The sequence below is a fragment of the Paenibacillus shunpengii genome, assembly GCF_042684905.1.
In the GTDB taxonomy this organism is placed as follows: Bacteria; Bacillota; Bacilli; order Paenibacillales; family Paenibacillaceae; genus Paenibacillus; species Paenibacillus shunpengii.
Genome location: NZ_JBHUMJ010000002.1, coordinates 1,857,980 through 1,876,376, shown reverse-complemented (window position 1 = coordinate 1,876,376; position 18,397 = coordinate 1,857,980). Strand labels below are relative to the sequence as shown.

18 protein-coding genes and 1 pseudogene are annotated in these 18,397 nt (G+C 44.2%); 1 reads left to right on the top strand and 18 read right to left on the bottom strand.

Going from position 1 to position 18,397, the window contains the following annotated elements:
- Position 1: 1 nt before the first annotated feature.
- From tnpA to ACFSVM_RS08745, 3 genes are all read right to left on the bottom strand, one after another.
- The gene (gene tnpA / locus ACFSVM_RS08755; RefSeq protein WP_379261486.1) at positions 2-400 is read right to left on the bottom strand and encodes an IS200/IS605 family transposase; all 399 of its coding nucleotides are present in this window, start codon (positions 398-400) and stop codon (positions 2-4) included.
- A 170-nt stretch (positions 401-570) separates the two neighbouring features.
- Positions 571-1,107, bottom strand: coding sequence for a hypothetical protein (locus tag ACFSVM_RS08750; RefSeq protein ID WP_379261484.1), 537 nt, complete (start codon positions 1,105-1,107; stop codon positions 571-573).
- Positions 1,108-1,308: 201 nt separating this feature from the next.
- The gene (locus ACFSVM_RS08745) at positions 1,309-2,721 is read right to left on the bottom strand and encodes a family 4 glycosyl hydrolase (protein ID WP_379261482.1); all 1,413 of its coding nucleotides are present in this window, start codon (positions 2,719-2,721) and stop codon (positions 1,309-1,311) included.
- A 148-nt stretch (positions 2,722-2,869) separates the two neighbouring features.
- Here ACFSVM_RS08745 and ACFSVM_RS08740 point away from each other — a divergent pair, with 148 nt between their 5' ends.
- Positions 2,870-3,703 carry a helix-turn-helix domain-containing protein gene (locus ACFSVM_RS08740; RefSeq protein ID WP_379261481.1) on the top strand — a complete coding sequence of 278 codons (834 nt, stop codon included), beginning with the start codon at positions 2,870-2,872 and terminating at the stop codon, positions 3,701-3,703.
- 51 nt (positions 3,704-3,754) lie between these two features.
- On the opposite strand, the gene ACFSVM_RS08735 is transcribed toward ACFSVM_RS08740, so the two are convergent.
- The 15 genes and pseudogenes from ACFSVM_RS08735 to ACFSVM_RS08665 all read right to left on the bottom strand — a co-directional run bounded on the left by ACFSVM_RS08735 (position 3,755) and on the right by ACFSVM_RS08665 (position 18,278).
- Positions 3,755-4,387, bottom strand: a complete 633-nt coding sequence (locus tag ACFSVM_RS08735) for a spore coat protein (RefSeq protein ID WP_090722480.1) — start codon at positions 4,385-4,387, stop codon at positions 3,755-3,757.
- A gap of 411 nt (positions 4,388-4,798) precedes the next feature.
- Positions 4,799-5,308, bottom strand: a complete 510-nt coding sequence (locus ACFSVM_RS08730) for a hypothetical protein (protein WP_379261480.1) — start codon at positions 5,306-5,308, stop codon at positions 4,799-4,801.
- A 69-nt stretch (positions 5,309-5,377) separates the two neighbouring features.
- A pseudogene (locus ACFSVM_RS08725) lies at positions 5,378-5,680 on the bottom strand (topology modulation protein); the annotation flags it as partial.
- Positions 5,681-5,780: 100 nt separating this feature from the next.
- Positions 5,781-6,260, bottom strand: coding sequence for a GNAT family N-acetyltransferase (locus tag ACFSVM_RS08720; RefSeq protein ID WP_379261478.1), 480 nt, complete (start codon positions 6,258-6,260; stop codon positions 5,781-5,783).
- 228 nt (positions 6,261-6,488) lie between these two features.
- The gene (gene cntE / locus ACFSVM_RS08715) at positions 6,489-7,679 is read right to left on the bottom strand and encodes a staphylopine family metallophore export MFS transporter CntE (protein ID WP_379261475.1); all 1,191 of its coding nucleotides are present in this window, start codon (positions 7,677-7,679) and stop codon (positions 6,489-6,491) included.
- 49 nt (positions 7,680-7,728) lie between these two features.
- Complete coding sequence (locus tag ACFSVM_RS08710) at positions 7,729-8,469, bottom strand: ABC transporter ATP-binding protein (protein ID WP_379261473.1); 741 nt, start codon at positions 8,467-8,469, stop codon at positions 7,729-7,731.
- Positions 8,447-9,280: a staphylopine uptake ABC transporter ATP-binding protein CntF gene (gene cntF, locus ACFSVM_RS08705; protein ID WP_379261471.1), complete on the bottom strand. Its 834-nt coding sequence runs from the start codon at positions 9,278-9,280 to the stop codon at positions 8,447-8,449. Before cntF ends, ACFSVM_RS08710 begins: the two co-directional genes overlap by 23 nt.
- Positions 9,281-10,177, bottom strand: a complete 897-nt coding sequence (gene cntC / locus ACFSVM_RS08700; protein ID WP_379261469.1) for a staphylopine uptake ABC transporter permease subunit CntC — start codon at positions 10,175-10,177, stop codon at positions 9,281-9,283. It lies immediately after the preceding gene.
- Complete coding sequence (gene opp1B, locus ACFSVM_RS08695; protein ID WP_379261467.1) at positions 10,178-11,110, bottom strand: nickel/cobalt ABC transporter permease; 933 nt, start codon at positions 11,108-11,110, stop codon at positions 10,178-10,180.
- A 15-nt stretch (positions 11,111-11,125) separates the two neighbouring features.
- Positions 11,126-12,751 (bottom strand): staphylopine-dependent metal ABC transporter substrate-binding lipoprotein, encoded by a 1,626-nt coding sequence (gene cntA, locus ACFSVM_RS08690; RefSeq protein WP_379261465.1) that lies wholly within the window; start codon positions 12,749-12,751, stop codon positions 11,126-11,128.
- Between the two features lie 227 nt (positions 12,752-12,978).
- Positions 12,979-14,286, bottom strand: a complete 1,308-nt coding sequence (locus tag ACFSVM_RS08685; protein ID WP_379261463.1) for an opine metallophore biosynthesis dehydrogenase — start codon at positions 14,284-14,286, stop codon at positions 12,979-12,981.
- 16 nt (positions 14,287-14,302) lie between these two features.
- The gene (locus ACFSVM_RS08680; RefSeq protein WP_076310786.1) at positions 14,303-15,112 is read right to left on the bottom strand and encodes an SAM-dependent methyltransferase; all 810 of its coding nucleotides are present in this window, start codon (positions 15,110-15,112) and stop codon (positions 14,303-14,305) included.
- Positions 15,105-15,911, bottom strand: coding sequence for a diaminopimelate epimerase (locus ACFSVM_RS08675; protein WP_379261461.1), 807 nt, complete (start codon positions 15,909-15,911; stop codon positions 15,105-15,107). Before ACFSVM_RS08675 ends, ACFSVM_RS08680 begins: the two co-directional genes overlap by 8 nt.
- 231 nt (positions 15,912-16,142) lie before the next feature.
- Positions 16,143-17,030, bottom strand: a complete 888-nt coding sequence (locus ACFSVM_RS08670) for a YwqG family protein (RefSeq protein WP_379261459.1) — start codon at positions 17,028-17,030, stop codon at positions 16,143-16,145.
- Between the two features lie 63 nt (positions 17,031-17,093).
- The gene (locus ACFSVM_RS08665; RefSeq protein WP_379261457.1) at positions 17,094-18,278 is read right to left on the bottom strand and encodes an alanyl-tRNA editing protein; all 1,185 of its coding nucleotides are present in this window, start codon (positions 18,276-18,278) and stop codon (positions 17,094-17,096) included.
- Between the last annotated feature and the right edge of the window lie 119 nt (positions 18,279-18,397).

Genomic DNA, 18,397 nt, shown 5'->3' with positions numbered 1-18,397 from the left:
ATCACCCCCTTGTTTTTTGTTCTTCTACATATCGTTTGATTGTTTCACTCGAAACATTACCTGCTGTACTTACAAAGTATGAACGTGTCCAAAGCGAAGGTAAATGCGACAAGTGCTTATGTTCCTCTCTTAATATTTTTGAAGTTGTTCCTTTGATTCTAGCCATAATGTCAGATGGACTTCGTGTGGGAAGTGCATTCAAAAAAAGATGCGCATGATCTTTATCTGTTTCGATGGCGATAATTTGTATGTCCAACTGAGCACAAACATCTTTAACAATTGATTTAAATCTTTCTTCTACTTTTGAATTGAGAAATATATTTCTTCGATAACGAGGACAAAAAACAAAGTGATAATTAATTAACGATACGGTAGTGTGGGTTCTTCTATAATCATTCATATATTCATTGTATCAGTTACTGATATAAACTGAAACATTATTTTTGTTAATATTGGAACATTTAACGTCTGAAAAGATACACCTGCTCCAAACTCGCTCTCATCCCACCCCTAAAGGAGTGGGCTTTCTCGCTCGCTAACTATATCTAAGAAATCGAATGATAGAAACAATTAACTAGTGATGAAAGCTGCTTTATACTTGATCAGATACTTATTTTCAAGCTTTAAATTGTTTAATAACATAGTCCAATATTCCCTTAACTCACGGTAACTCATTGTATGTAGCTCATCGTTGTTCAGTTTATCCTTAAGAAAATTCATGTCTGCTAACCAAGTTTCCATTAGTATTAGTGCTTCTTTGTCGGAACCATTTTCGCTCTCTAATAATCTGCTTAACTCTGTAGTTCCGTAAAGTCCAAATAAAGTGCCTAGCTCTCTATACCGTTCGTCTTCTGGTTCTACAGTCTCCAGCGTATGAGTTGATAGTTCCAAGCTCCAATGAATAGCAGTCACATATTCTGCTTTCTCTTTTAGAGACAAATCTTTATATTTCCTTTGGAGAATATCACCAAATCGATACGCATATTCAACCCCTTTCTGAACCTTCTCAAACTGTGCTTGTTCTTTGTCTCTTAGCTGTTGGAAGAAATAAATATTAACGAATACGGACAAGATGAATGCGATGATGAGCAGATGCTTCGCCTTCAATTTTGCTATCCTGACCCTCTCCTTATTGAAACAGTGCTAATCCATATCAAAGAAGATTGACTGTATCATCATGCTATCTTCCATAAAATGACTTCGTATCCTTTTGAAGTCTATCATAATAACAAACGGAACTAAATGGTTAATGACATAAAAAAAGCCGCTGTGTGCAGCGGCTGATTATCATTATATTCAAGAACGAGATTAGACATAACTCTTTGTATACCAATGCTCGGGAATAATATCTTTTTCAAGCTCAAGCAGCTCTTCAATGATACGGTCAGCGTCTGCAATCGAATGCACCAGAGGATCTGTCAGCATCGCTCTTCTAAGCTTCTCCCGGCTGCCTTCAATGACCGCTTCGGCAGTTAGTTCATGAGTGTCCAGGACAAGCTCTTGCATTCCTCGGATTCCTCTCGGCATCTCACCTACAGGCAGCGGCTTGACCCCATTCATGTCAACTTCACATAGCAGCTCCAGAAAAGCATCATCGTTCATATTAGTCACTGCACCCTGGTTGAGAGTATTTATGTAGAACGGCTTGCCTAATCCCCCAACCATATTTTCTATAATGTCAGTTGCATGGTCGGGACCAAATGAAGTCATATATTGTTCTATCGGTATTTGTCCGCTAATAAATTGGTCTACCTGCTCCCACATTTCCTCGTGGCGCTTGTAGCGGTCTTCTGTCTCCCAAATGGATAGCGGCGGTATCGCATCCTTCGTTTTACCAAGTCCCTGGTAGTAAGAAACATATTCCTTTGTATGCGCAGTACAAGTTGGAACATATCCAAAAATATCGTACAATTCGTAGCTTATTGCGTCATTAAACAGTGCCTTAGCACCGGTATCTCCACCCACGGTTTCTGTCTCCGCCGAACGCTTCAGTGATTCAGCAATATCAGGGAGTACATTGCGTCCTTCATACTCTGCCTTAAGCAGCCAAGTGAAGTGATTTACACCTGCGATCTGCAGATCGAACTTGCTGTCGATTTCTGCTGTATACTCGGTTTTGTTGTTAATAATCCCTGCTCTCTCCGCATATATGATCTTCTTGTGAGGCATATGATGGGAATCACATAGAGCAAAGCTCTTGAGGCTTGGCGCGTACCTATTTAACGCGATTCCATGTACTGTAGAAGGATTAATGTAATTGATCACCCATGCGTCTGGACAGAGCTCTTCAATGTCCTTAGCACATTCCATAATGACAGGCAGCTCACGCATCGCCCGAAATATACCGCCCGGTCCAATGGTATCTCCTGAACACATTCGAATCCCATATTTCTCGGAGATGGCGCAATCGATGCCCCGATACTTTACGGTATCCTCTGCGAAGCTCAGTACGACAAAGTCTGCATCCTTCAGCACGTGCCTCCGGTCTGTGGAGCCCTCAATCTTCAGATCTACCTTATTCGCTTCTACAACCATCTTGGCGAGCTGTACCAGCTTGTTCAAGCGCTCTTCATTCGTATCCACCAAGGCAAGCGTCCCTGTGTTCAGATGCTCGGAATGCACCATTTGCCAGATGGACTGTCGTCCAAAAAACAAGCTTCCTGCGCCGAGCACAACGACTTTCGGTTTTTGAATACTCATGATATCATCTCCTCCATTCATTAATTACATTTTAGAATTTAGTATGAGATATCTGAATGCCTCAGAGTATGCTAATCATGTCATTTAGTACGATAATGAAACACGATTAGGTTCTTATGGTATATTGAATAGACGAAGGATATGTCGAATGGTATGGGAGAATGTGAATATGAATAACTTCAGTATTTTCAGAGATTTATCAGAGCATATCGTGCTGCGAATTAATTCATGCAGAGAAGTTCATCATTTGAGTGGTTGGATCGAGACGAAGCAGCATCATGATTACGACTTATGGTACGTCCAAGAAGGGCAGATTGAGATTCGAACAAACGATTCCGTTCATTTGGCCTCAGCCGGAGATTTAGTTCTCTTTAATCCAAAGGTTGCTTACACCGCTTCGAATCTTGGCAACGATTGCAGGTTTCTCTATACCCATTTTGACTTTGGATTAGGGGATCAGCATCGGATCTTAGACCAGTTTCTGCTGGCAGGTGTCATGGTAAGCTCCCTTGTCCCAGAGGAAATCAGCCTGTTCTTGAAAGCCTATAAGGAACATCAGCTTGGCTCCTCCATGTCAGGAATTCATTTAAAAGGCTGCCTTACGATCTTAGTCGCTAAGATCCTGGAATGTTATGAGCAAGGAGAATATGTAGGCCAATTCGCAAACCCTGCTCCCGAACGCAAAAGAATCACGAGTCTGCAATCCCTTCAGCCTGTGCTTGATCATATTCAAGAACAATTACATATGCCGCTCCGTGCGCGGGAACTTGCTGTAATGGCAGGTATGTCGGAGAAATATTTTATTTCCTACTTCAAACAAGCTTTGGGGATTACTCCGGGGCTATATATCTATCAGCTAAAAATGAATCGTGCCCGCGAGCTGCTGTACAGCAAGCAGTATACCATCCAGCAAATCGCTGGCTTACTCGGATATCCAGATCCGTATAGTTTCTCGAAAGCATTTAAGAAGTATTACAACGTTCCACCTTCCAAGTTTGATTGAGGCATACATAGCAAAAAGCACCGATTCAGCTAAGAATCGATGCTTCCCTTTTTAATGGAATGAAGTTGTTCCGCCCATGGGTGGTTGGATTTGCGATGGAGCGTATCCATTTTGCATTTGTGTCATATCCTGCTGTGTAAGCTGTGGTACTTGGTAGTAGCCATGCTTATTTTGATACAGCGAAATTTCATATGCCATCTCGATACAGTTCGGAACCGAGTCTGCCAGCACACGGCGCACTACCGGATTGGTTGATTCTAATGCAGCCATCGTTTTTGCTGTTGCACCAGATTTAACCGAATGCAGCATGCTGCAGGAAATGACCTCATCATTAATCTCAGCTGCAGATTGAATCGGCTTGTTCGGTTGAGTGGGCTGAAATCCGTAAGTAAAATCATTTCCTTGATGCATTTTGTAGCTCTGGGTCGGTATCGATGGATCTTGTCCTGTTTTAAAGCACTCTAACGTCGTGTTGTACTCATCCGTCATAAATTGTTTCTGACGCTGTATGATATCTTTCAGCTCTGGATCCTGAACATGCTGGCTCATAATGGTGTACGTGTTCAGGGTAGTTACAGCCCCTGCCAGTACCTCATGTACATCAAACATTTCATGTCCACCATGGTTCATTTGCGGTGATACTGCACCAGTTTGCATATTTTGGTGGTTCGGTTGGAATTGCATTTACGTAATCCTCCTCATATTGGCCGAGTATATCTCGTGATTTTTCGGATCGAAGCATTGTTCAAACCAAGGATATTATGAAGTCGTTTGGTCCAAAATATTCAGGAGATAGAAAACATCTTATTTGGAGGAATACATGGTGGGATACATATTCGGGATCTTGTACTTTCTTTTTTGGTTTTTTGTTTTTACATTGAAAGGGATCTGGCTTTAATTTTTAGTTGTAGTGATAAAAATCCTACAGTTATATGTGTCGATTTCGAATGTCACTTCATTAAATTATTTCCCCGACAATCCTCACGCCTCTCTCTGTTTAAGCATATACAGAACCATCATCCAAGTTTGATTTCTTCAAAAAGAAATTTAAAAAAGAGAAAGAATGAATGTCGGATAAAATGACCTTTCTTTATTTTATTTTTCCCCTGTCACAGTCGCCTCCTTTAAACACACCCACTGATTGATTTCATCGTACCCACTCACCCTTGCCATAACCCGATACCCTGGATACATCCATTCCTCTGGAGTAAGAGACTCTAGCAGAGCCGTATCTACTAAGCCAACCGCATCCTGCGCTAATAAGTTAATCAAAGTGCCTTGAGGAAAGAAAGCTTCAATATACCCTTTAACACTTGCTCCAACAGGAAATTTGCTTTTGGTCTGATTCCATTGCTCAGCTGAAGAAACAAGCTTCTGGTTCCACAGCCTATTAAACTCGTCTTGATTGATTTCTTCGTAGTAAGGCTCCTTCGGATCAAGCGGATGCTCTGCTAACATAAAATGATGTTGTTCATGCTTACGATTCGATGTGATTATACTGCCATCGTCATGGATTACAATCTGTCTATAAGCTATTCCTTGCTCATTTATTTCGAAATACCAAGTCCCCATACCCGGTTCTTGAACGTCTTGTAAATATCTCAACTCACATCACTCCTTAACTGCCTATAAGCTGCCATGATAACTGTAAGATGCTATTTGATGCTCTCTAAAAATGATTCGCTTGAATGCACGATATACACAAATGACTCTATGAATGTCCAAGAAAATGATGGTATCGGCAGCATGAAGTCTGATATCCATTGTTCCACTGTAGTTTCCATCGATAATCCACGCTTCTTTTTCCACTAGATCAAGCTGAACGTCTTTTTGTTCATCCTTAGAAGCGGGAACCCAGTTGGGTTTCCAAAAAAGAGCATCCAGATGATATACGGTTATCCCTAACCTTTCACCTAATTGCCTCGCCAGCGTGGATTTACCTGACCCACCTGAACCGATAAGCACCACCTTTCTCATAAATCTCACCTCCCACCGGTAATAAAGATAAATTTGAAAATTTAACCTCTAATTGAACACAGGCCTGAACATGATCTAAGTACGAGCCGAAATGATCATTTTACCTCAACGATTTAATCATCTTATAATTTGTTAACTTCACTCCCCTAATCTCAACCGTTTGTTCTTTCACAACTATATAGCCTTGACGTTCGAAAAATGGCTTGGCTGTAATGCTTGCTTCTGTATCTATTTCCGGAAGGTTGAACTTCATCGCCTCTTCTTCCAATCTACTAACTAACGACCCTGCGACCCCCATGCCCTGATAATCTTTGTGGACAAACAGTCGATCCAAGTACCCATCATGCCTCAAATCTGAAAATCCAACGATTTTATCTCCGATTTTGGCAACAAAGGTTGTATTTCGGCTCAGCGATTCTTTCCAAGCCCCCATTTTGGAATCCTTTTCATCTCTGGGCGCCCAAGCATTTACCTGCTCCTCAGTGTAATCTTTCGAATTCACCGCATGAACGGTTTCATAAAATAAATTAACGATTTCCTCCAAGTCCGTTTCCTTAAATGACACGATCTCAAACTTCATTTGCAGCCCCTCCTTCTATATAAAGTATTCTGTCACTCCCAGCCCATTGTACGTTTTCACTTTATAGTTTCCTACTGCCAATGCAATAAGTTCCATGCTAAATGCAGCCCAACTTTTAGGATAAGATTTTATCAGTAAAGCCTGCATAAAAACAAGTGGGTATCAGCTAGCTTGCACATTCGTCTCTATAAAAAAAAAGCCGCCGTATGGCGACTTCTTCGTCTCTAGCTATGCAGTTCGTAACCTTTTTATCGATGCAAAAACAATCAAAGCGGCTCCCAAACCAGCACATATCATATACATGAGAGAATAAGAGGACACATCAGCAACAGGTCCCATCACCACTCCGCCAAGCGAAACGCCGAGATCGGCAGTGGCAATAAACAGTCCGACCAGCATGTTCCGATGCGCTTCAGGCAAGACAAAGGTCAGATAGGTCGTAAGCGTTGGATATAGAATGGCTTGGGCAATTCCGATGAATAACGCACTGATATAGAACAATACTGCACCTATGGTTACCGACAGACTCACGAACAATGCAGCTAACGTCAGCAGCAGTAGGGTACCGGCAATAAACATCGGATGCCACTTCCCGTCGGACGGAATCTTCTTTCTCAGCACGAGACGGGAGACGACCACCGTAGCCGCTTGAATCATGAGAAATACGGCAGCATTGCCATATGTAATTTGATCTGAATAGAGCGGAATAAATGTGGCGAAGGACCCGAATACAACGGAAGCGACCAGCATCAGGACACTACATTTAAATAAATGTGGATTAGTAAATAAATGATGAAATGAACCAAGCATCCGAGTCCTTGGCTCCATGACCTGATCCTTTACTTGCGGCTTCGCCGAAGTGGTATCCTTCGTCATTCGAGCCGTATACCCGACAATTCCCGTAAGCAAGGCAATCGATATCATCACCGCTCCAAAGTAACGGTCATCGCCTGTCTCCCACAGCATGAGTGCAAACAGGGGTCCTACGATCCCGGGTATATAAGAGAACAAGGAGTATAGTGAGATCCCTTGGGAACGCTCCTTTTCCGGGAGTGCGTCGATAATACCAATCTGCAGTGCCATGGAGAAAAAGGCCGTCGATACGCCCTGCAGGATGCGAGCAATGACATATGCATTAAAATCAGTCACGGCATACAGGATCAGCGCGATCCCATTCGTAACCAATATCACTCGAAGAATCCGGATGGGACCATACCTCGCAATCATCGAGCCGGCCCATGGACGGAAAAACATCGTCGTAAACAAGTACGCCCCCATAACCAGCCCAATCGTCGTGTTACTGGCGCCACGCTCGTCCCCCTGCAGCGGTATAATAACATTAAGTATGGCATTGGCACTGAAGTATAGAAGTACCAGAATATATAGTCGAAGAAAAGGCCAAGACAGTGCACCCTTCATGTTCTGATTGTTCCTCCTTGCTTATAAACTGCAGCATCTATGGAATGATCTATAGGGTAATCATTGATCTTAATAACGTTCTGGCGTACGGAGTCTCTACTTCCTTCAATTGATCCACCGTTACCATTTCCTCAACCTGCCCATCCTTGAAGATGATCACTCGGTCGCATAGGTAGGCTGCTGCTTGGATGTCATGGGTGATGAATACATAGCTCATATCATAGATGGACTTTAGCTGCTTCAGAAGCTCCAGGATCTGAACCTGAATCGATACATCCAATGAGCTGATGGCTTCATCCAATACGATGCATTTGGGAAATGTAGATAACGCTCTTGCAATACATACCCTCTGAGCCTGTCCGCCTGACAGCTCATGGGGATACATTTTTCGATAGGAAGCATTTAGCCCGACTTGTGTTAGCAGCAGATCAATGAGTACATTCTCATCCTGAATATCCGTACCTCTTAATGGTTCTCTAATGGCCTCTTCCACTGTGAAAAAAGGGTTGATCGATGAAGTGTAATCCTGAAATACCGCACTTATACTGCCGGCTCTTACTCTCCTGTCCAGCACATTTTGACCATTCCATGTCACAGTTCCGTTATCAGGCTTCTCGATTCCTAAAATTAACCGTCCCAATGTGGACTTCCCGCTTCCACTCTCACCAATAATACCGAGGCATTCTCCATCCGCACAGTCGAAGCTTACCTTCTTTAAGATCTGCTGCTTTTTCCCGGAGAATAATCCGCCTTTTTTGTATGATTTCTCAACTCGATCCACCTTCAGCAATGGTGTTCGCCCCCATCAATCTTTTAAAATGATTGCTAAGTGTCATTCTGCTGGACACCAAGTATTTCGTATAATCATGCTCAGGTCCATAGAAGATCTTCTGAACAGAACCGCGCTCTACCACCCTGCCATCCTTCATGACCATAACCTCGTCGGCCAGCTTCTTCACGGCAGCCAGATCATGTGAGATAAACAGCATAGAACAGCCGAGCTGTGCTCTTAGTCTCGCAAATTGCTCCAGAACTTCATATTGCGCTATACTGTCAAGCGCGGTCGTAGGTTCGTCCGCAATAATCAGATCCGGCTCAAGAACCAGGGCGAGCGCAATCATCACACGCTGCAGCATACCGCCTGACAGCTGATGTGGATACTTATTCATCACGTCGATTGGATTTTTGAGCATCACTTGCTCCATCGCTGCGGACATGCGTCTGACGATTTCTTTTTTGTTCCAGCCGTAATGCTCTGACAGCGTCTCTTGCAGATGAACCCCGATTACACTGGAAGGATCAAATGCGCTCATTCCATTTTGCAGAATCATGCACAGCTCTTTCCCTCTTTTTTTTCTCATTTCCTTCTCTGCTATTTTGTTCAGGTGTTCGCCTTTAAATATAATCGTCCCTTCTTGCCCGAGCCAGCCCTTATTCAGCCGCATGATCGATCTGCAGGTGAGCGTCTTACCGCTGCCACTCTCGCCTACGATCGCAAGACAGCTGCTGTTTCTAAGTTGAAAGGAAACATCGTGTACAATTTTTTGTCCAGTTTGGGTGTTCCAAATATTCAATCCTTCCACTTCAAGAACATTTCCCATCTATCTCACCGCCTCTTCACCTTTATATTTCATGAAGATATTTCTGCGAGCTCTTCTCTCTTTGAATTTCATGCCTGCGAGCTTGGGATCCATGGCTTTCTGAAGCGCATCCGACAAGAAATTGAAGCTCGTGACGACTAGTATGATGGCGATACCCGGGGCGAGCATCAGCTCGGGTCTCGTAAACATCACTTCTCTTGCTTCGTTCAGCATCATGCCCCATTCCGGACTCGGCGCTTGAATACCGAGACCCAAGAAGGAGAAGCCGGAAATTTGCAGAATCATCGAGCCTAGTGAGCTGCTCGCAAGCACGGCAATATCCGATAGAGTCAGAGGCAGCAGGTGCTTGAATATGATGCGAGTACTGCTCGTTCCAGCGGCTTTGGAGAACTGGATATAATTCGACTCCGTATATTGCATAACAGCCGTTCGGATCATTCTTGCAAACCATGCCCACTTCATCACGATAAACGCAATGAGGATGTTCGTAAGCCCTACGCCGAATACTCCAATAATCGCCAGAGTCATCACGTATCCGGGGAATGAGAGCACGATATCACATAACCTCATGATAAGAGCGTCTACTTTTCCTCTAAAATAACCGGCCAGGAAGCCCATCGCACCACCAAAAATCAAAGATACAGCGAGTGCGGCGATCACCCATAGCACACTCGGACGAATCCCATATATTAAGCGGGACAGAATACATCTTCCGAGATGATCATTTCCTAAGAAGTATTCCCATGATGGTGTATTGTAACGCAGCGTCATATTTACCTTGAGCGGATCATGTGGAGCAAACCACGGGGCGAAAATGCCGAGCACGATCGTTGAAACCAAAATAATAAGGCTTGTGACAGCCAGCTTGTCTCTTCTCAAATTTCTCCAGACTCTCATTTATAGATCATTCCTTAGCTTTGGATTGAGCATGGCATTGACAATGTCAGCGATCGTATTGAACAGGACAAAGGATACTGCCAGTATAAGCACAAAGGCTTGAATAACTGGAAAATCCCGGCTGAGAATCGACTTCACGCTGAGTGAGCCGAGTCCTGGCCATGCGAATACATTCTCTATAACGACGGTACTGCCGAGAATGACAGGGACTGCCAAACAAAATATGGAAACAGCGACCTGGAGTGAATTTCTCAGCAAATGCATAATCACCTTTCGCTCCTTGATGCCGCTGGCACGTGCATACAGTACATAATCCTCGTGAAGATTGTTCAGCATGGAGCTGCGGACATTTCGGAAATAGATGCCGGCATAGCTTACCGAGATCACAAGCACAGGCAGAATATAATGCTGATAGCTGCCCATCCCGCTGGTAGGCAAGAGATCCAGTTTAACCGAGAAGTAAAATATGAGAAGCGCGGCCAGCCAGTAAGGCGGCAGCGAAGTCAGAATGAATGAGAATCCTCTGATGGATTGGTCGAGCAGCTTCCCTTCATGAAGTGCACATATGATACCAAGCACGATCGACAGGATGATGATGGCCACAGAAGAGACAAGTGTAAGCTTCAATGTATTCATAAAGGCAGGGCCGATTAAGGCGCTGACAGGTTGTCCATCCACAAAAGAGTGACCAAAATCCAGCTGGATCACGTTCGTTAACCAATGGAAGAATTGAATGAACAGCGGCTGATCCATACCAAGCTCTTGTTCGGTCTGAAGGATCAGCTCTTCTGTAATGACAGGTACGCCTTGTGCCTGCAGGACGGCCTCAGCCGGTCCTACAGGAGACAAGTTAACGAATATAAATGTGACAAAAGAAATGATGAGCAGAAGCGGTACAGAAATTAGCAAACGTTTAACAACATAGCTTCCCACTTGCGTTCTCCTTCCTTACTCGAAATGCATCTGATCGAAAGGCAGCTCAAACTGCGATTGTTTAAAGGAAATTCCGGTTAAATCGGACGGAGCGACGACGGTCACACTACCATTAGAAATCGGTATGAATACCGCTTCATCATGGACGACGGTCAGGATATCCGCGTACAATGATTTGCGTGCTTCCTCGTCGGTTGTAATCATGACCTCGTTGATTTTTGAATAGAGCTCATCGGCTTGTGCAAGGCCTTGTGTTGTATATAAGTACGATGCATCGGAAGTAAAGGCTGAAACGGTGCTCTGCGGATCATAAGCAAGGCCCCAGGTTTGATTAAATAGCAGCTCATAATCACCCGATCCTCTTCGGCTCGCAACGGAAGTCGATTCTTCACCTATAATCTCCAGCTGAATACCGATCTCCGCCAGCGTGCTCTGTATGAATTCAGCCTGCATTTTCTGTGTGGAAGAATTCACATCATAATGCAGACTTATGGACAGCGGTTTTCCGTTCTTCGTTCTCACTCCGCTGTCATCCAGCTTCCAGCCTTCGCCGTCCAAAATTTCATTAGCCTTGGCCAGATCATAGCCGCGTTCCTTCAGCCCCACGTCCGCATATTCCACATTGGAGGAGAACAAGGTGCTGGCAGGTGACTCAGTCCCATTGAAAATATCTCTGGCAATGGTCTCCCGATCAATGGCGTACCAGATTGCTTCCCGCACAGCCGTTTCGCTTGCCGGACTTTCTTTTTTGCTGCTGTTAGCTACGATCATCTTCGTATTAACCGGTTCACTGCGTACCAGCTGATAGTCACCGGTATCCACTAATTGATTCATCGCTTCAACATCCATGCTGTCAGCTCCCCGGTCATCCGTGAAGGCGAAGTTGACTTCTCCCTTAAGCATGGCAAGGTAAGTCGTCTCTCCTGCCGGCAGCACTTTCGAGGTAATTTTCTTAACCCTAGGCACCTCTCCCCAGTACTCTTCATTGGCTGTGAATACGGCATACTCTTCCTTCTTGTGCTCACTTAGAGCATAGGGACCTGTGCCATGATAGCCGGATACCCCTTCCTTGGTCTCTCCATTGATAAAATCCTTCGGGGAAATGAAGACAAAAGGTCTGGTCATGGATAATTCGATCAGAGCCGGATAATACGGCTCACTAAGCACAAATTCAACCGTAAATTCATCAATTACATTGCAGCTAACGAGCTGTGTCGACAGCTTGATCCAGGAATGCTTCTCCGCATTTCTCTGAACAGCTTCTATGTTAAGCTTGACTGCCTCTGCATTAAATGGCTCCCCGTCATGAAACGTAACGTCTTCCCTTAGATGAAAAGTATACGTTTTGCCATCTTCGGAAATATCCCATGATTCAGCAAGCAGTGGCTTGATGCCGTCCTTTGTGTTCTCAACGAGTGATTCATATACCATTCCCTGTGCAGGCATGGAACCCGTGTACAGGTGAGGATTCATATCGCCGATGTCCTTGGCCGAAGCGTAGATGAGCTCCTGAGCAGGAGTATTGCCGCTGACGGTGTCTGAATTCGTGTCCCCGCCCGATGAGGATTGTGACGAACATCCGGATAGGACGATCACCGCTAATAAAAATATGCATATGGATTTGAAAGGTTTGGTGAACAAGCTTGATCTCTCCCTTTTTCTCTTTTTATATTGATCATGTCTATGAAATATGCGTAAATTTTACGATTAAACAAGAACAGAAAATGGCCATATAACCACCAGTATACATCGAATTCAGAATCGAATCCTTCCGTGCCATTCAAGTGAAATTGTTCAGTACACGAAGCATGCTTAAGGACGATACTACAGCATTTTTTTAAAGAGCTACAATATTGCCTATTGCTATTCTATGAACTTAGGCTTACTGCACTTAAAGAGCTGCAAATTTGCTTCAGATCCTCTGCGAAGGTTTGTACTTCAAAAGCATTGGACAATATTCTTTCCGGGTGCTGTAGGGCAATCTCTTGAATCATGTTCTCATACCTCTCAACAAACCTGTCAATGGTGGGAGAAGCGTTGTTTGTATGCCTGGCTATTCCCTGAATGATTTTGAGGCGATAGTAGTCCTCCTTCGGCATTCTCGGAATATCCCATTCCCCTTGTTTATTGATGAATGTCTTTCTGATGGGAACAGCGGAGAAATCGAAGTATTTGCCATCCTTATCCGGATTGGAGAAGGGATCAATGAGCAGACAGGTGTACCTGATATACAGCAAATATTGCTGATGGATGTCATCCAGCTCAAGAAAATGCTCAATATCCTCGCGGGCCAGACTCTCTGATCTAATCGGGTAATTGTCATCAATCATAAACTTAAGCAGATTAAGCGGTTCCACCTGGAGAGAGGACAATATATTCATGATCTCTTTCCATTGGGACAGCATCTCTTGAATCAAAGTGGATGTAATAGGCCCTTCAGGAAACAGCTTATATACGTAAGCCGGTATATCCGATTCCCCAAAGATTCGATGTAATGAAAAATCATTCATGAATAATGGAGGGTGTACATACAAGGATATATTTCTGCTCTCCGCGGCGATTGGCGATTCCATTCGCTTAAGCTGGACGCCAGACCTCGTAAAATGCTCGCATAAACTGCTCACACGATCAGAAGCAGGAATCGTAGATCCGACATACAGTTTTTTCTTTACTGCCGTAGTCAGTACTTGATTAGACGGATTTGTATCTGCCCAGCGAGTGTCCCCCAGATAGGTAGAGAAGCTGATAATCTCAGCGGCTGACTTCATGCCTGCCATAATGCTCTGAACCAGGCTGCCTGACCCCAGTGTCGGTGACATGAGCAGGATGCAGCTTACATGTCGAAGGAGCTCCGCGTCCAGCCTCTGAAGCACTTGTCCATAAGCATCGGTCGTCACGGTTAGTACAATCGTATCCCACATACCTGTTACTGCTTCATAGCTCTGGAACAACTCATCAACCTTAATCTCACCTTCCATCGCTTGATGCAGTTCATTTTGAACATCGGCCCGAACGAATTGATGATTACTGCTTAAGGCATTATAAAAATGCTCTGATCGCGCAGAGATCCTGCCTGCAATTCCGATGCGGCTGTTCCACTGCTTCTTCATAAATACGGCCATTTGAATCGATACCGGACCTGTACCGCAGATTAGAACTCGATTAAAATCGCTCATACAACCTCCCTAACTCCTAAGAGTTGTTCTTCTTATACAGAGCAATATCAAATACCTGATCGTGGCGCAGTACGTGCTCCTCAAGTCTCCACTTTAACGTGTCCACTTCCTGGAGAGGGAAGTTAAACAAGGACTTCAGTCCATTGCCATACCTCATCGCCACCACCACTTGATCACTCGTCAGTGCATGCAATCGATCCATGATATTGAATTTGTCTTCTACCGTAGAACTGAAGATGATATGGGTAAATTCGTTTATCCCTTCAAGCTTCTCTGGCGGTGTCTGTGTAAGACAGATATCATACTCCGGACCAAGAACGTTGAGGACAGAACGACCTAAATGAATCGCTTCAGCATCAATATCTACGCCTACCACCCGCGCACCTGTTCTCTTGGCAATGAGCAGAGGCGTCATCGGGAACGAACCGGAACCAACTAATAACACCTTGGAATCGGATGACACTTGAAAACTTCCAAATTCCTGCTCGATGCAGGATTCAATATTTTTGAAATAATCAGATTGATCCGAAGAGCCGCTAAGCAGCTTCAGTGCCCGGTATTTCTCCATGATTGCGACACAAAAGGCCGATTCTCTTCTAAGGCTCCATACCAGCTCAGCCCCCAATTCTTCGGACGCCAGCTCATCCCATAAATTTCGGTTTGCCTGGTTTGTAATGAATGCCGCATATTCATCGGTCAATAACTCCAGGTCATGTGAATGGTGAGTCGTCGAATTATATTGGTGAGACATTGCTTCAAACCGTTTCAGGAATGCTTCCAAGCTGTGGGTAAAATCGTGTGAATCGATTGTAATCGTCCTAGCCATCGATATAAGCTCTCCCTTCAGCCACGATTTCGACATTTCCCTTAATAGCAACGCTCGTCAATCCATTGTTATATGTAGCATGAACCTTTATAAGTCCGCCGGGCTGAATGACTTCTATATCGACATTTGTATTGTTTCTCCATGCCAGATAAGCTCCTATGGATGCTGTACCCGAGCCACAGCCTCTTTCCCATATCATGCTGCCAAGCTTGGGAACATGAATGAGCGGTGTCATCCTATAATTTTCTGGTTCATACAACAGAATGCCTATAAGCTTATGATGACCAGCCAGTCCCATGAGTTGTGCTGTCATTTGAGCCGAATTTCGAATACTTTCGGAGATCTCGTCTATTTCCATAATGAGATGGATCGAATCGCCGTAGCGTACTAAGAAGCATGGATAATCCTGTCCTCCGATATGTATCGTCTTTGGTTCAATATGATGAGGGATTGGCATATTCAATTCACAGGTATACAGATCTCCGTTTCTCATAACCAAGCAATCTATTAATTGTTCAGTTCCGGAGGACTCCAGGATGATCCTTCCTTCCTCACTGAATCCGATACCCTTCTTGGATACGATATAGGCGGCCAGAGACATGCATGCATTTCCGCAAAATTCACCTCCAGCCATATGTAAATATGCCGCAGCACTGCCTGTCGGCTGTTCAATGAATCCTACCTGCTCTGCGTGAATGCTATCATAGGACATAATCTGAGTGGCAATGGACTCATAGTTCCGATCCCCATGATCCGTTTGAACAAGTACGGTCATATTCTGTGTCGGATTACATTTCACAAATTCGATCTCCTGCCGCATCCGCACTTCCCTCTCTTTAATTGTAAAAATTACGATTAATTCCGGGCTGAGTTGATTATATGATTAACACTAAATACTGTCAATTCTTTTTTGTCCAAGTCAACCTTGTTCAGGAATTAGAAAACAAAAAGAGCCGCTCCATCACGGCCCTTTCCCTCATATCATTTTCTTACCTATACAAATTCCCTCGTCCAGCAATCTCCGATTGCTTCAGCTGGAATATAGAGAACAATACGTTCGATCAAACCGGCCAGCGAGTAAATCTTCCTTGCGAATAAAGAATTGTAATACTCCCGCGTCCCACCACAGAAATCCGATATCATCATCAGAATCGATCTCCAGCAGCATAAGTGTATCCTGAATTTCTTGCATCGCTGCCGCCTCTCCGCCTGCAAGCTTCCCGGAGATCTTCTTCAACGCTTCTTCTGTACTGTATTTGTACTGCTCTCCGGTCAACAGCATTAAGGCTGCTTCATATTCTGCATCATCATGCTGTCCCTCTGGATAACCAAATATTTGAACAACATCTTCACGAAGTCTGTCTCTAATCGCGAAACTCAGGTCCTCATACTCTTCATAATCATGTTCCTCGTCCTCTATCACATCATAATCCACGTATGCATAATTTGGAGGCTCTAGTGAAGATCTGGCTTCCAGCTGATAGCCAGTAAACTTGCCTTCCAAAGTGGTTATATTGGGAGATTTACGTCTTGCCGCCCCATCTAGTTCATCCCTCTGCACAAATAATACTTGGTGTTCAATGTTGAAGGCAGGCTCATCAATACCTACAAAAAAATAGAGCATGCCACTAGATGGCAGCAAGGATGATTCATCATACTTATGTATCTCATCCAAATTCAGCTGGGCAAGAAATGTCATAGGCGTACCACTGCTTGCCTGAGGCCAGACAATAGATGACGGCAGATCAGGATCTCCGCCAACTCTTGACACACAAGGATGAGTATAATCCTCTTTCTTCGACTTCTTCAACCTTACCCCTTGCCGTGTATGTTCAATTACATATTCAGCCGCATGAGTGAAATCATACTCTTTGATCAAATGTTCCAGCTTTTGTCGAGCACCTTGTTGAAGACTCATATTTCCTCCTCCTTAGTACATTCTTGTTAACTTAATATATGGGAAGTAGAATGTGGTACAGCCTCAGAGCTCTTTCTGATCTATTAGATATTGAGATGTAAATTCAAAAAATGCAGCAGCATCTTCCCAGCTATCAAAGCCCGCCTGAGCCATTACATCGCTGCCTCCGCCTTTCCCCTTAAAGTCAGCCAAATGCTCCTTAAAAAACTTCCCGCAAGACGGAGCAGCTTCTTTACTCTGAGAGAGGATCACTTTATTCTCGGTAGCTGTGGCAAGCAGTACCGGTTTGTTCGTAATTGAGGTTAATTTATTTGCTAACCCTTGTAGATCCTTAAGTGTCTTGTCCTCGAAGGTATGACCGATCAAAATCTCAGTGGCATCGCTAATCATTTGATGCGCAAGATACTCATCATTTTGAGCTTTAAGTTTAGCTATCTCCGTTTGCAGCTGTTTATGTTCTTTCTCCCAATTCATTAGCCGCTCGATAAGCTCTTCCTTACCCGCTTTGAATCGGTAGGATAACGTGCTGATGATCTGCCCATACAAGTTGAATTCCTTCAGAGCTCGATAGCCGGCTGTAAAATAAATTCGTGTATTCCCTTTCTGCTTCTCTGTCTTGAGCAGCTTGATTATTCCGATCTCACCGGTCGAGGATACATGGGTGCCTCCGCAGGCATTGTATTCTACATCCTTCATCTCCACGATGCGGATGTTTTCCTTTACTGTAGGCTGCTTGACCAGTTTGATTCCAGAAGCTTCTTCTTCGGTCACCCAATAGCTAAGAATTGGATGATTCAAATAGATATGGCGGTTCGCTTCCTGCTCAATTGTATTTATTTGGTCTCTGCCCAGCTCAGCTGTTTCTACATCAATTGTGCAGTAATCGGCTCCCAGATGGAAGCTGAGTGTCGGACATTTATAGAGCTCAAGGCATATAGCGGACAGCAAATGCTGTGCGCTGTGCTGCTGCATATGATCGAACCGGACGTCCCAATCAATCCTGCAGCTAACCTCACTCGATTCAGGCAAGGATTCAACCTTATGTACAATCTGATCTCCATCGGCAGTAACATCCAGTACCGCAATCCCGTGAATCGTCCCGATGTCACAAGGCTGGCCTCCCCCATGAGGATAAAAGGCCGTTTCTTCGAGCTGAATGTAACAGCTGTCGTCTTGCTGCCATGCATCTATAATCCGGGTCTCCCATTGGGTCGTATAAGCGGAATCGTAGTAAAGCTTTTTTGTCATAATGGATAGTCCTTTCTGCTGTCGGTGGTATGTTCCTCAGACATGTTATACTTCGGCAGCTGTGAACAGTTTACACCGTCCAAGCATGCTTGTTTTATTATACACGGCTTCCTCTTCTT

Bases quoted from the DNA above. Each gene is read 5' to 3' on its own strand.
- tnpA (WP_379261486.1), bottom strand. From the start codon at position 400: ATGAATGATTATAGAAGAACCCACACTACCGTATCGTTAATTAATTAT.
- ACFSVM_RS08745 (WP_379261482.1), bottom strand. From the start codon at position 2,721: ATGAATGGAGGAGATGATATCATGAGTATTCAAAAACCGAAAGTCGTT.
- ACFSVM_RS08740 (WP_379261481.1), top strand. From the start codon at position 2,870: ATGAATAACTTCAGTATTTTCAGAGATTTATCAGAGCATATCGTGCTG.
- ACFSVM_RS08735 (WP_090722480.1), bottom strand. From the start codon at position 4,387: ATGCAATTCCAACCGAACCACCAAAATATGCAAACTGGTGCAGTATCA.
- ACFSVM_RS08720 (WP_379261478.1), bottom strand. From the start codon at position 6,260: ATGAAGTTTGAGATCGTGTCATTTAAGGAAACGGACTTGGAGGAAATC.
- cntE (WP_379261475.1), bottom strand. From the start codon at position 7,679: ATGAAGGGTGCACTGTCTTGGCCTTTTCTTCGACTATATATTCTGGTA.
- cntF (WP_379261471.1), bottom strand. From the start codon at position 9,280: ATGGGAAATGTTCTTGAAGTGGAAGGATTGAATATTTGGAACACCCAA.
- cntC (WP_379261469.1), bottom strand. From the start codon at position 10,177: ATGAGAGTCTGGAGAAATTTGAGAAGAGACAAGCTGGCTGTCACAAGC.
- ACFSVM_RS08685 (WP_379261463.1), bottom strand. From the start codon at position 14,286: ATGAGCGATTTTAATCGAGTTCTAATCTGCGGTACAGGTCCGGTATCG.
- ACFSVM_RS08680 (WP_076310786.1), bottom strand. From the start codon at position 15,112: ATGGCTAGGACGATTACAATCGATTCACACGATTTTACCCACAGCTTG.
- ACFSVM_RS08670 (WP_379261459.1), bottom strand. From the start codon at position 17,030: ATGAGTCTTCAACAAGGTGCTCGACAAAAGCTGGAACATTTGATCAAA.
- ACFSVM_RS08665 (WP_379261457.1), bottom strand. From the start codon at position 18,278: ATGACAAAAAAGCTTTACTACGATTCCGCTTATACGACCCAATGGGAG.